The organism is Microbacterium sp. NPDC090281 (assembly GCF_044769635.1).
In the GTDB taxonomy this organism is placed as follows: Bacteria; Actinomycetota; Actinomycetes; order Actinomycetales; family Microbacteriaceae; genus Microbacterium.
Window position 1 is genome coordinate 221272 of sequence record NZ_JBIVYH010000002.1, and the last position, 12557, is coordinate 233828.

Below are 12557 nucleotides of genomic sequence, written 5' to 3' on the forward strand. Positions count from 1 at the left end.
CAAGCACCTGAGACAACGCGACCATCACCCGCATGAAACTAGCCCCCAACGAGGATCGCACGCGTTGCGGCGCTGCGGTCCTCCGCGGTGCCGTACTGCACGAGTCCGCGAACGACCGCGGACGCCATCGGGGGCTCGAGCAGAAGTGTGAGTGTCGTGAAGTGCGCGCGGAGCGCAGCTTCCAGCGGGTCAGCAAGCCCACGCTCTTCCGTGACGCCTCTGACCCCGTCCATTACGAATGGAAACACCGCCCCGGTGAGCCAAGGCCGTTGTAGCAGCGCACGGAGGAACATCACCAGATTCGCTTCGGCGTTCTCCTCACCTCCGATGCGCACCAACCAAAAGCTCATGCTGTGCGCCCAATCCCTCACGACGTCGGGCGACTCTAGGTTGTTCTTCATCGCAGTTGCTACGAAATCGATGAGCGGTTTGGCGTCGTCTTCGCGCGGACCGTACGCGACGAACGCGGCCACACCAGACGCACGCCATCCATCCAACTCTGCGGCGTCGAAAGCGAGTGCAGCATCGAAACGCCCCCCGACCAGGCCCCGCGTGACCAAGACGGCCTGCGCGTGAGCGGCGAGCTCCTCCGCGAGTACGCCGTCGCGCCGCATCGCTTCGAGAAGCGCGCTCGTACTGAACGACGTCACTCCTAGGGCCGTAGCGAATTGTCGAACGCGAAAGTCGTCGCACCACAAAACGGTGTCAGGCGCTGCTACTGCGAGGTCGAGTGATTCTGCCCAGACGAAGTCGTTCAGCAACTCTCCGAGATCGGGGATTGAGGACGCCCCGGCGCGCTCAACCACGTGCAGTGACCGGTAGATTGCGACGCAGCGCGCAGCTCGGTCTCTCCGATCGACGGCTTCCTCATCGGTTATTCGGTGGATGGAGGGGCCGCCGTTTGGTGCTCGCCCGACTGTCATGGTCGACAGAGACGAGAGTTCGTCGAGAGAAGCGTTGGCGTCAACGCGTTGACCCAACGGGGCGACTACGCGTCCGAGATATCCGATGGCTCTTGTGGCTAGGGCTTCGTCGAGGTAAGCCAAGGTCACTACGGCGGTCGAGTCGATTGAGCCGTCCAGCCTCCTACTCACACGCGCGGCCGACACTTCGTCCTCAAACCGGTCATCGTCGTTGGCGAACAACGGAGTTGAACGTGAAGCGAGTGTGTGAAGAAGCCGACGATGGTACAGCGCAGCGGCTAATCCGAAAGGCGCTTCGCCGCCTGCGTTTCTCTGGTCAAGACCGGACATGTCCGGGAGTTGGTCAACGAGCCGTTGCACGGACGCGAGCGGGTCTTCTTCATCGAATTGTTGTGGGATGAACACGTCAGGGTACTCGGCCATGATGGTCCGCACCGTCTCGCCCACTCGGTCGCTGAGCGGTTCCGGGACGTCACCGTTGAAGAAGAGCAGAGCACCCGCGAGTGCGAGTTTTACGGACCGGTCATCGCTCCATCGTTCAGCCAGGTCAAGAATATCTGGCAACGATTCGTGTGACTTCTCAATCGTTTTCCACAGGTGAATGCGCACAGTCATCTCGTGAGCATCACGCGGCGTGAGCCGTTCACCGATCTCGGCGAACGCACTCCACGCCTCGTCTTCGCGTCCGAGATGGACCTGACATATCACGAGCGCCCATCGTCCGCCGACGTCGCTCGGCGCTTCAGCGACTATGTCCGCTGCTTCTTCCGCCGCTTCAGACCAGCGACCAACCTGAGATAGAGAGGACAGGAGATACTGTCGCAATTGACGGTGGCGTGGCCAATCTGTTCGTGATGATCTCTGCGCGCCGCGCGCAGCCTCCACGGCTCTCTCGTGCTCGTCGGCTGTGTGAAATAGCTCGGTTGCGGCGAACCATAGGTCTGGGTCCGCCCACCGTTCGCCTGCATCGGCGGCGATCTTCGCGGCCACCGTTAGGTCGCCGACCGACTGCAAGTGCTCAAGGAGCCCGAAGACCAGTTGCCGGCTGTTGCTGGCCGAGCCGCGAAGTGCTTCCATTGCGCCTGGTTCGCCAGTGCTCAGTTGCGCCAGAAGCTTGATCTCCTCTATGAGCTCAGGCCGCGCGTTCTCCACTTCAAGGATGTTGGTGGCAATGGTCCCGTGAGAGGCGAGATGGAATGCGATTCGGAAGATGTCCTCTGGGTCCTCCGCCAACTCGCTCGCCCGCTGCCAATGCGTTTTTGCCTTCGCTCGGTCGCCACTACGCTCAGCGAGGAGAGCTTCGGCCTCAGAACGGGCGCATGAGGCGCGAGAAGCCTCAGCGACAAGTCTGCCCTGTTCGACACTTAAGACGCGGGCGGCAAGCGTCACACGCTTCGCCTCGATCTTCGGGTCCTTCGCTTCGCTTTCGGTCGCCTCACCATCGGGCGCGCTACTGGCGAGACGGAGTCCACGCTCGACGTCTCCCAGAAGTTCACACGCTTCAATAGCGGTAAGCGCGGCCGATGCCCCTCGACCGCCCCACTCGCGCCCTTCGTCACGAACCTTCAATGCCAGCCCTAAGCCACGGCGCAAAAGCGAGAAGTGACTAGCGGAAGTGCGCTCCGATCCGAGAGCTAGCAAGCGGTCTGCGACGAACTGTGCTGACGCAGTTGCTCCATCGACAAGCTCAGTGTGAGCGACCTGCAGCGCATCCTCGATCCGGCCTGAAGCACTAAGTATCTGGCAACGGACAAACTCGGTGTGCCGACGTTCCTGTGGGCCAGGATCAAATTCCTCCAACAGCGTCATTGCAGCCTCGGGCCCACCGTCGAGAAATGTCGTGATGGCGCGTGCGATGACGTGACCGTCGAGGTGTGCTCGGAGCGCGTCTCGTTGCATCGCAGCGTCCTCCGGGACGGTCAGCAAGTCTCGGCGCAACTGCCAGAAAGCTGCGGGAGAAGCTCCTTCGTCCAGGGCTTTGCCGATGAGAATGACCGCCTCCTTCGACATCCCCCTCTCTTCGGCGAGACCAGCCATCCACACCAGCCCCGAGGCGGGTGTCTCCTGCATCCAGCTCGGAGGTTTCACCGTCCAGTCACGCAGCAGCTGCTTTCGGTCAGTCGCGGCGTCGAACTCTCTCGAGAATCGTTCCACCGCCGGCCAGTTCGCTACGAGGGCACGAGCTTCGTCAGCGCGCACTCTGGACATGGCGTGCAGTGCCCTGTCGAACTCCGCGGCACCGGCGCGAAGATCTCGTTCGTCGTAGAGGTCCGTAACTCGTACCCCTAGAGAGCGAACTTCGGCTTGCATAGCTTCCCCGGGAGCGACGATGCTCGTGAACGCAGTCAGCGCGGCGAACGAGAGTTGTGCAGCCTGTGCTTCATTAAGGGTCCAGTTTGGCGCAAGCGGTGCTATCCGCAAGGCGACATCCAGCTCACGGTGTCGAGATAACTGTCCGCTCTTGTACACCTCGAGAACTCGCGATTTCGCCAGGAATCTCCGTAGCGCCCAGTACTTGGGAACGGGAAGATCGCTTGCCCGGCAGAACCTGCGCACGCGCCACGGAACTTCAAAACTGATCCGCAAGCGCCGAAAGCCACTCAAAGCGACCGGGACCGCCACCTTCGCGGCCACGGAAACAGCTTCCGACATATTTTCCTCCTCCCAAGCACCGTAGCCGACGGCGCCGACACGGCTATCTCGGTAGAGAGCGGTACGGCTCGACCTCAGTCATTCATCGCATCCGGTATCCCGTCGGAAACAGTCGCCGCGAGGAGTGCTTCCTCGAGCGATGTCCCTAGGTCGTGCTGAACATTCGCGCGAAACTCCGGCGGGAGCGCGACTCCGTGGGACGGCCACGGCGCGACATCGCGCAGAGTAGGCGACGCGCACGCGTGAGCTGCGCCTTCTCCAAGCAGCCGGCTGTCCGGGACGCTTAGAGGCAATTCGAGTATCTCCACCACGGCGCGTCTCCAAGGGCACAATCACTTGAGGGGGTGCGATGCGCAGAGACTGGGGCAATCCATCATTGTCGCGGCGAGCAGAGCGCGACGCGTTGCGTTTCGCTGTGTGCCGGTTTCCTAGTGGTGCGCACCACTCAGTGGGAATCTCATCAAACCAGCGTCAACGCAGCGCCTAAACGCCTGCAGATGTTCGACGAACCGAGCGCCTTGAGAATGTCCAGCTTCTACGCGCGAGATCGATCCACTTCATCTGATCCGCGTAGAGCGTGATCACGACACCAGTCTCGCCGACCAGGACTTGACCTTGTGTCGACGCTTCATGTACACCTGCCCGTCGTGCACGTTCCACAATTATCAGGTCTGGTGGCCTCAGACTGATGACATCAATGGCATGAACGTCTACTACTGAAAGAGGAGCGAAGATGCGAAACATGACACGCCTTCCGGCGTCCCTGGTAGTGCTGTTCTCGGCGTCCCTCGCGTTGGCGGCATGCGCGAACTCGACCTCATCGATTCACGGATCACGCCACACGCTGTACACGGGTGTCACCGAGCTAGCGGCAGACAGCGAAGCCGTCGTCGATGTGATCGTCGAAAGCCAGGAAATCGTGCAGGAGGACACGCCCTACACGCTTTCCACGGTCACCATCATTACGCCCCTCCAGCCCAAAGGCCTGGCCGCAAACCAACTGGGACCCGCGACTGTCGCCCCAACGGAACGCCTTGTCATTCGGCAGCTCGGATCCAGCGAAGAAGAGGAAGTGTCAGCACCCCTCCTAGAAGTCGGAGGGCGCTACCTACTCTTCATCACTTCTACGAAAATGGAAGGGGACGCCGCTTCTCAGTTTTACATCACCGACGTTTCTGCAGGGATCTATTCCACGGAAAACTCCAGCAACGCCCGAGGTGGCGAAGTCAGCTACGTTCAGGTGGATGCGGACAGCGGCGACACCCTGCCCTCAACGTTGACGGCCACCGAACTCACCGGATGACAAGACGGCTCGACTAAGTACGGGACATTGGGACAGGGATTGTGTTCGGGCGGCTGGTGCTTGAAGCCGCGTGCGGTAGCGCGACGGAGGTGAGCCGTGCTCGATCGCCCGCACCTCGCACCCTGCACCTGACAGACTCGGAAGATGCCAGGCCTCCATCACGTCGAACTCTGGATCGCCGACCTCGATGCGGTGCGAGCGGAGTGGAGCTGGGTGCTCAGCCGCCTGGGTTACACGCTCGACAGCGAGTGGTCCGGCGGGGCGTCGTGGACGGCGGGCGGCACGTATCTCACCTTCACGACCTCACCGAACCTGTCGGATGCCACGCACGATCGCCGTCGCCCCGGACTCAACCATCTCGCCTTCCACGGCGGCGAGCGCGCCACCGTCGACACGATCATGTCTGAAGCGTCCTCCCACGGCTGGAGCCCGCTCTACGCAGATCGCTACCCGCATGCCGGAGGCGAGCAGCACTACGCCGGGTGGCTGGAGAACGCCGCAGGATTCAAGATCGAGATCGTCGCCGACCCGGAGCCCGAGCCGGTGACCGAGCCCGAACCGAACTCGGTGACCGAGCGCTACGCCCCGTAGTCAGGAAGCTCCTGCAGCGTCCACGAGTTCCCATCGGGATCGTCGAACGATACGAAGCGCCCCCAAGCCAAGTCTTGAACGCCACGAGCCTCCACTCCGAGACCTTCCAGGTGCGCGAGCGCCTCGTCGGCATCCGGCACCACGACCTGGATCGTGTTCTGCTTCCCCGGCTCGAGGTCGATGCCCAACCCGGTGCCGAATGCGATCGAGCAGGCCGAGCCCGGAGGCGTCATCTGCACGAAACGCAGACCATCGACAGGCGTCTGATCCCAGTCGGCGTTGAAGCCGATCTTCTCGTAGAACGCCTTCGAGCGGTCCACATCAGTGACCGGCACGAAGATGAGTTCGATCTTCCAGTCCATCACGCACTCCTCCTGTCGGGCGTCGTCGCCCGTCGGCGTCCACCGTACGCGCGGCCACCGACCTCCCGCCAGGGCCGGATCCGAAGAATGTCCTAAACCTGAGAACCCTTCGAAACCCGGTGATCGGGCGCTGTGAGCCGCCCCGTCGTCAGATCCAGCCCTTGTCGAGAGCGATCCGCACCGCCTGCGTACGGTTCGCCGCGCCCGTCTTGCCGATGGCTGCCGAGAGGTGGTTGCGCACGGTCCCTGCCGACAGGAACACCTCGGCGGCGATCGCTGCCGCTGAACGCCCATCGGCTGCGAGGCGCAGCACCTGCCGCTCCCGATCGCTCAGAGGGTTCGCACCGTCGAACAGGCTGTCCGCGGCGAGCGCCGGATCCAGCACCCGCAGCCCGGCATGAACCTGGCGCACGGCCTCGGCCAACTGTTCGGCAGGGGTGTCCTTGACGATGAAGCCGCTGGCGCCGGCATCCAGTGCTGAGCGCAGATATCCCGGACGAGCGAAGGTCGTCACGACGAGCACCCCTGTCCCCTCGCTCACCTCACGGATCCTGCGCGTCGCCTCCACGCCGTCCATCCCCGGCATCTGGATGTCCATGAGGCACACGTCCGGACGAAGCTCCTCCGCGAGCCGCACGGCCTCGGCACCATCCGAGGCCATCCCGATCACTGCGAGGTCGGGCTCCAGCTCGAGCAACGCACCGAGTGCGCCGCGCACGAGCGCCTGGTCGTCGGCGATCAGCAGGCGGATCGCGGCGCCTGCATTCGAACCGCTCACCAGGTCACCTCCACACGCGTGCCGCGGCCACTTGCGTCGTCCGTCGCTCCGAGCACGAATGCCGCGCCCGCACCCGCCGCCCGCTCGCGCATACCCCGGATCCCGTTGCCGTCAGCCACGCCTGCACCCACTCCGTCGTCTTCGATCACCAGGCGGCCCGGGGCCAGGAGCACCCGCACAGTGCGGGCCTGCGAATGCCGGAGGGTGTTGGTCGTCGTCTCACGCAGGATCCAGCTCGCAGTGATCGCCTGCACCGGCGACAGGGCGCTGGGCTCCCCCTCGACCTGCAACTCGATGTCGGCCGCGCGGAGCGAATCCCTCGACGACGCGAGCTGTTCGACGAGCGTCGTCACCCGCGCCCCCGCCACCGTCGATCGGACCCCGGCGATCGCCTCGGCTGTGAGCTGCTCGATGTCGGCGAGTTCGGCCTTCGCCCGCTCCGGGTCGGTGTCCATGAGCCTACGGGCCAGCTGCGCCTTGAGGCCGACGACCGTCAAGGAGTGGCCGATCAAATCGTGCACGTCGCGGGCGACGGCTTCGCGCCCCTCGCTCGTGGCCAGTTCGAGCCCCAGCCGCTCCGCCTCACCGGAGCGGAGGATGAGCCACGTCGACACGGTGTTGACCACACCGAGCAGCGCCACGATCGCCAATACCGAGAGGTAGCTGAGCCCGCCGGGGAGCAGGAACACGCACAGCGCCGTGACCGTGACTGCAGCGATCGTCGTGATCCAGTGCCACACACGAGTGAGGCCGTACGAGGCGAACGACATGACGAACGGCAGAAAGCTGAGTGCTGATCCGCCCTCGGCCGGGATGGAGATGAGTGCGCACGCGATGAGTGCGACGAACGTGAGCCACTGCCGCGTCGACGGCGGCCGTCCCAGTCCGCCCCCTCCGCGCATGCCGTGCATGAAGCCGGTGACGTAGAGCACGACGAAGGCGACCAGAGCGACCCAGCCGACGACCACCCACTCGAGCGGTGCCGCGGAGCGCAGCAGCGCGATCACCGGATAGATGAGGAAGACCAGCCAGATCACGGCCATCAGCCACCCGAAGCGGGCCCAGGGATCCTTCCCTGTAGCGCGGCGTGCACCGGGGGCCGCCCACGCCGCCGGGGCCGCACCCGCGGCTGCGAACTGCGCGGCTTCGCCGGCGGGCCCCTTCGTCCCCGGATCCTCGGGGATCGAGTGCTGCGTCATTCGTCCAACCTACTGTCGTCGCCCGCCACTGCTACCGGATGCCACTACTGGCGCGCCCTGGAGCGCTTCATCCCCATCATGACCAGCAGCGCGAAGAGCGCGAGCCAGACGACGACGTTGAGGAACAGCGCCCACAGCGGATCGCTCTGCCCGGTGGTCAGCACCCCGTCGGTCAGCGGCCACCGGCTCAGCGCGACGAAGCCGTAGAGCGGGGTGAACCGGGCGATGTCGAGCATCACGCCGTCGAGCGGCATGAACACGTTGCCGAAGAACGCGAAGAACGTCATCGAGATCGAGGCGAGAGCGGCAGCCGAGTCGGAGCTGAAGAACAGCCCCACGCCGAGACCGAAGAGCCCGTACATCAATCCGATCCCGAGGATGATGCCCGCCGTCGCGACCCACCGCCAGGCGTCTTCGGCCTGCGCCCCGGTCATCATCCCGGCCGTGAACACCGCCACCAGCGCCAGCGCCGCGAAGGCGACGGCGGTGAGCAGCTTGGTCAGCGCGTATCCGACCGTCGTCAACGGCGTCATGGCGAGCTGGCGACCCCACCCCTGTTTCGCCTCGGTCGCGGCGAGCGAGGTCAGCGAACTCATGGCGACGGCCGTGCCGTACGCGGCCATCGACGTCATGACGTAGAACGAGACGTTGCCGTGGCCGGCGGAGAGGGAGCCGTAGCCCATACCTGCACCGAACAGCAGATACATCGCGACCGGCATCGCCAGGGTGAACGCGAGCGTGTACGGGTTGCGCAGCTGGCGGACGCCTTCGATGCGCAGCATGGTGGGTGAGACGAGCATGTCAGTTCTCCGTCAGGGCCGTGAAGGCGGTTTCGAGGGTGGGTGCGGCGATCTCGAGGTCGTGAGCGCCGTTGTCGAGGAGGATGCGGGCGGCGGCATCGGAATCAGTGGCGCGCAGGCTCAGGCGATCTCCGTCGACCCGCACCGCGATGACGCCATCGGTCGCGCTCAACCTCGTCACGAGCGCGGCAGAGTCCTCGTCGACCGTCGCCGAGACGGTCCGCTCGCCGAGGCTTGCGCGCAGCAACGCGGTGGGGGCATCCGCGACGACCGTTCCACGATGCATCACGACGGTCCGCCGGGCGAACTGCTCCGCCTCCTCCAGGTAGTGGGTGGCGAAGATGATCGTGCGTCCGGCATCCGCATCCGCCCGCATGACATCCCAGAAGTGGCGCCGTGCCGTGACATCCATGCCGGCTGTCGGTTCGTCGAGCACCAGGATGTCGGGGTCGGAGACCATCGCGAGCGCGAACTTCACGCGCTGCTGTTCACCTCCGGAGCACTTCGACACACGCCGACGGGCGAGGTGGTCCAGGTCCGCGCGGGCCATGACTTCGCCCACCCTGCCGAGCGCTTGTGCGCCATACAGGGAGGCGATGAGGCGCACGGTCTCTCCCACGGTCAGATCACCGAGCAACCCACCGGTCTGCAGCACCGCACCGATCGCCCCGCTCGAGGTGGCCTGCTCCGGCGTGACACCGAGCACCCGCACCGTGCCGCTGCTGGGTTCTGTGAGTCCGAGCAGCATGTCGAGCGTGGTCGTCTTGCCGGCGCCGTTCGGCCCCAGCAGCGCGACGACCTCGCCACGCCGGATCGACAGGTCCACCCCGTCGACCGCCTGCACGCGGCGCTCGCCCGCGCCGTAGTGACGCGTGACGCCGCTCAGCTCGAGCACCACCGGATCGTCGGTCGAGGCACCTGATGCCGGTCGCGCGGTGACCCGCGTCGCCGACCCGTCAACGGAGGAGCTGTTCATGTTTCCAGCCTCGCCGCCCGGCGACGGCGAGACCGGAGGGCGATGTCATCTCCTCGGCATGACACGTGTCATGCCGACGAAGTCACCGCCTCAGGAGGAGAACTCCACCTCGGGAGGAAGATTCTGCCCCGAAGCTCCGCCCGACGGGGAGAAGTCCTCCCGAGCCGAGCCGAGCCTCAGCGCGCCGGCAGCAACGCCCCCTCGAGGAACTCGGCCAGCTCGGCTGTCTCGTCGAGCGGCAGGATCGCCGCCACGTACTGGTCGGGGCGCACCACGATCACCACACCGTCACGCGAGAGCTCGCGCGCCGCGAAGATGTCGGTCTCGGTCCACTTGCTCGGGCCTGCCGCATAGACCTTCTCCCAGTCGGTGAGTCCGAGCGGGCCGGTCTTCGGCTGGAACAACGCGGGCGCGGAGGTGACCTCGACCTCTTCGAACGGCTGCTGGTACACGGCCTTCACATCGAACACCGCGTCGACGTCGGCGTCTGCCGGAGTGAAGCGCGCGAACAGCGGTTCGGCCTTCGCAGCCCACGCGGCGAGCGCCTCACCGGTGCGGTCGCCGAAGGCGTAGACCCGCCAACGTCCATCGGCCTTCGCGTGGTGTCCGAGGTGCACGACGTTGCCGTCTCCTACCCGCATGACCTCCGCCGACTTGAACCGCTTCCCCAGCGGGTACCCCGCGGCGAGCGCCTGGTGCGCGTCGGTCCCCGTGATCATCGACGAGGTGTACTGCGTCATGAACCCGGACGGGAACTCGGCCGTGGCGAGGTAGTAGGTCGCCAGCTCGTTGGGGTCGGAGATCTCCTCCGGCTTGCGGGCCATCAGGGTCGACCACTCGCGGTCGAAGTCGATGAGCTGCTGGGCGACGGGGCGCCGCTCGGCGCCGTACGTGGCAAGCAAGGCTTCGGGAGCACGGCCGGTGAGCACCGAGCCGAGCTTCCAGCCGAGGTTGAAGCCGTCCTGCATGGACACGTTCATGCCCTGGCCGGCCTTGGCGCTGTGCGTGTGGCAGGCATCGCCGGTGAGGAACACGCGTGGCGTGCGCCCGGAGCCGTCGATCACGTCGTCGAAGCCGTCGGTGACGCGGTGGCCGACCTCGTACACGCTGTGCCAGGCGACCTCGCGCACGTCGAGTGTGTACGGGTGCAGGATCTCGTTGGCGCGGCGGATGATCTCCTCGATGGGTGTCTGCCGCACGCGGTGATCGTCGTCGTCGGCGACTTCGCCGAGGTCGATGTACATCCGCGAGAGGTACCCGCCCTCGCGTGGGATGTGCAGGATGTTCCCCGCCTCGGAGTTGATGGCGCACTTGGTGCGCCAGTCCGGGAAGTCGGTGTTGACGAGCACGTCCATGACGCCCCAGGCGTGTGCGGCTGAGGCACCGACGTGCGTGCGTCCGATGGCCTGGCGCACACCGCTGCGCGCGCCGTCACAGCCGGCGACGAACTTGGCGTGGATCGTGCGCTCCTCGCCTGCGCGCTCCCCTGCGACGTAGCGGAGCCGTACCTCGACGGGGTACTCCCCCTCGTCGTGCACCGTGAGGCCTGCGAACTCGACCCCGTAGTCGGGGACGATGCGCCCCGGTCCGTTCGCCGCGGCTTCGGCGAAGTAGTCCAGCACGCGCGCCTGGTTCACGATCAGATGCGGGAACTCGCAGATGTCGTACGCGTAGTCGGAGGTTCGGGAGGTGCGGACGATCTCGTCGCGCTTGTCGGGGTTCGGGCCCCAGAAGTTCATCCAGCCGATGTTGTAGGCCTCGGCGATGATCCGCTCGGCGAACCCGAACGCCTGGAACGTCTCGACGCTGCGCGGCTGGATGCCGTCGGCCTGCCCGAGCGGAAGACGTCCATCGCGCTTCTCGATGATGCGGGTGGAGATGCCGGGGTACTGCGACATCTGGGCGGCGAGCAGCATTCCCGCAGGCCCCGAGCCGACGATGAGCACGTCGATCTCGTCGGGGAGGTCGGCTGACCGCGCCGCCCCGATGCCGGCGGCGTCCTGCACGCGCGGGTCAGCGGAGACGTAGCCGTGGTGGTGGAACTGCATCGTCGTCGATTCCTTCCGGACTTCTTCGTCGGGTGTTGCGGTGGCGGGTGTTGATCATCGGGGCTTGCATCCGAAGCCCGAGTGTTCTATATTCGAACACGGAGTTCTACTATTGAACACAGCCTAAGCCGCGCCGTCTTCGATCGCAAGGGAGCGCCCGCATGCCCGACAGCACGACCCCCTCACCCGCTTCGCAGACCCTCAGTCGCGGCATCCGCATCCTCGAGGTACTTGCCGATGCGCGCGGACCCCTCACGATCGACGAGATCGCCTCTCGCCTCGGCGTGCACCGCTCGATCGCCTACCGCCTGCTCCGCACGCTCGAAGACCACGGGCTCGTGACGCGCGATGCTTCAGGAGCCGTGAACCTCGGCGCTCGGATGGCGGCACTCGCCGCCGGGGTCGCCCATGACCTGCAGGCCGAGGCCCTGCCCGAGCTCACCGCGATCGCCAACGAACTCGGCATGACCTGCTTTCTCGCCGTGCTCGACGGCACCGAGTGCATCACTCTGGCGAGCGTCGAACCACGTCACGCGATCGCGAGCGTCGCCCAGCGCCCAGGAGCCCGGCATCCGGTCACCGTCGGCGCCCCCGGCAAGGCGATCCTGGCCCAGCTGTCCGAGGCCGACTGGCCCGGCGATGCCCCCGCCTCGCTCCCGGCCGACGTCGATGCGACGCGGAACCGTGGTTACGCGACGAGCCACGACGAAGTCATCCCCACGGTGCAGTCCGTGGCGGTTCCGCTCGCCCTCCGCGGGCAGCGGCCGGCAGCGATCGCCGTGGTGCACGTGGCGACCGACCTCGACGACGCCGACATCGCGGCAAGACTCCAGCGCTCCGCAGCCGTCATCCGCGAGTCCCTCGACGGCTGACGGCTCCGCATCCCGGACACCGCACGAAAGCTCCCGTCGCACTTTCTGTCGCA

At 65.7% G+C, this 12557-nt stretch carries 10 protein-coding genes; 3 read left to right on the top strand and 7 right to left on the bottom strand.

The features are described 5' to 3' along the window. Positions 1 to 38: 38 nt before the first annotated feature. A complete protein-coding gene (locus ACIQTX_RS15265; protein ID WP_402973579.1) occupies positions 39 to 3575 on the bottom strand; it encodes a hypothetical protein in 3537 nt (1178 codons plus the stop codon). 742 nt (positions 3576 to 4317) lie between these two features. On the opposite strand from ACIQTX_RS15265, the gene ACIQTX_RS15270 reads away from it, so the two are divergent. Further along, positions 4318 to 4878, top strand: coding sequence for a hypothetical protein (locus ACIQTX_RS15270; protein ID WP_402973582.1), 561 nt, complete (start codon positions 4318 to 4320; stop codon positions 4876 to 4878). A 144-nt stretch (positions 4879 to 5022) separates the two neighbouring features. Then, positions 5023 to 5469: a VOC family protein gene (locus ACIQTX_RS15275; RefSeq protein ID WP_402973585.1), complete on the top strand. Its 447-nt coding sequence runs from the start codon at positions 5023 to 5025 to the stop codon at positions 5467 to 5469. Here ACIQTX_RS15275 and ACIQTX_RS15280 read toward each other — a convergent pair. The 6 genes from ACIQTX_RS15280 to ACIQTX_RS15305 all read right to left on the bottom strand — a co-directional run bounded on the left by ACIQTX_RS15280 (position 5457) and on the right by ACIQTX_RS15305 (position 11632). Continuing rightward, positions 5457 to 5831, bottom strand: a complete 375-nt coding sequence (locus ACIQTX_RS15280; RefSeq protein WP_402973588.1) for a VOC family protein — start codon at positions 5829 to 5831, stop codon at positions 5457 to 5459. The genes ACIQTX_RS15275 and ACIQTX_RS15280 overlap by 13 nt on opposite strands. Before the next feature lie 148 nt (positions 5832 to 5979). Next, on the bottom strand, positions 5980 to 6612 hold the full coding sequence (locus tag ACIQTX_RS15285) for a response regulator (protein ID WP_402975555.1): 633 nt from the start codon (positions 6610 to 6612) through the stop codon (positions 5980 to 5982). Continuing rightward, positions 6606 to 7808, bottom strand: coding sequence for a sensor histidine kinase (locus ACIQTX_RS15290; protein WP_402973591.1), 1203 nt, complete (start codon positions 7806 to 7808; stop codon positions 6606 to 6608). The genes ACIQTX_RS15285 and ACIQTX_RS15290 overlap by 7 nt, the downstream gene beginning before the upstream one ends. A gap of 44 nt (positions 7809 to 7852) precedes the next feature. Then, positions 7853 to 8608: an ABC transporter permease gene (locus ACIQTX_RS15295; RefSeq protein ID WP_105527993.1), complete on the bottom strand. Its 756-nt coding sequence runs from the start codon at positions 8606 to 8608 to the stop codon at positions 7853 to 7855. Position 8609: 1 nt separating this feature from the next. Then, positions 8610 to 9584 carry an ATP-binding cassette domain-containing protein gene (locus ACIQTX_RS15300; RefSeq protein WP_402973594.1) on the bottom strand — a complete coding sequence of 325 codons (975 nt, stop codon included), beginning with the start codon at positions 9582 to 9584 and terminating at the stop codon, positions 8610 to 8612. Positions 9585 to 9760: 176 nt separating this feature from the next. Further along, a complete protein-coding gene (locus tag ACIQTX_RS15305) occupies positions 9761 to 11632 on the bottom strand; it encodes an FAD-dependent monooxygenase (RefSeq protein WP_402973597.1) in 1872 nt (623 codons plus the stop codon). A gap of 161 nt (positions 11633 to 11793) precedes the next feature. Here ACIQTX_RS15305 and ACIQTX_RS15310 point away from each other — a divergent pair, with 161 nt between their 5' ends. Beyond that, complete coding sequence (locus ACIQTX_RS15310) at positions 11794 to 12504, top strand: IclR family transcriptional regulator (RefSeq protein ID WP_402973600.1); 711 nt, start codon at positions 11794 to 11796, stop codon at positions 12502 to 12504. The last annotated feature ends 53 nt before the right edge of the window (positions 12505 to 12557 follow it).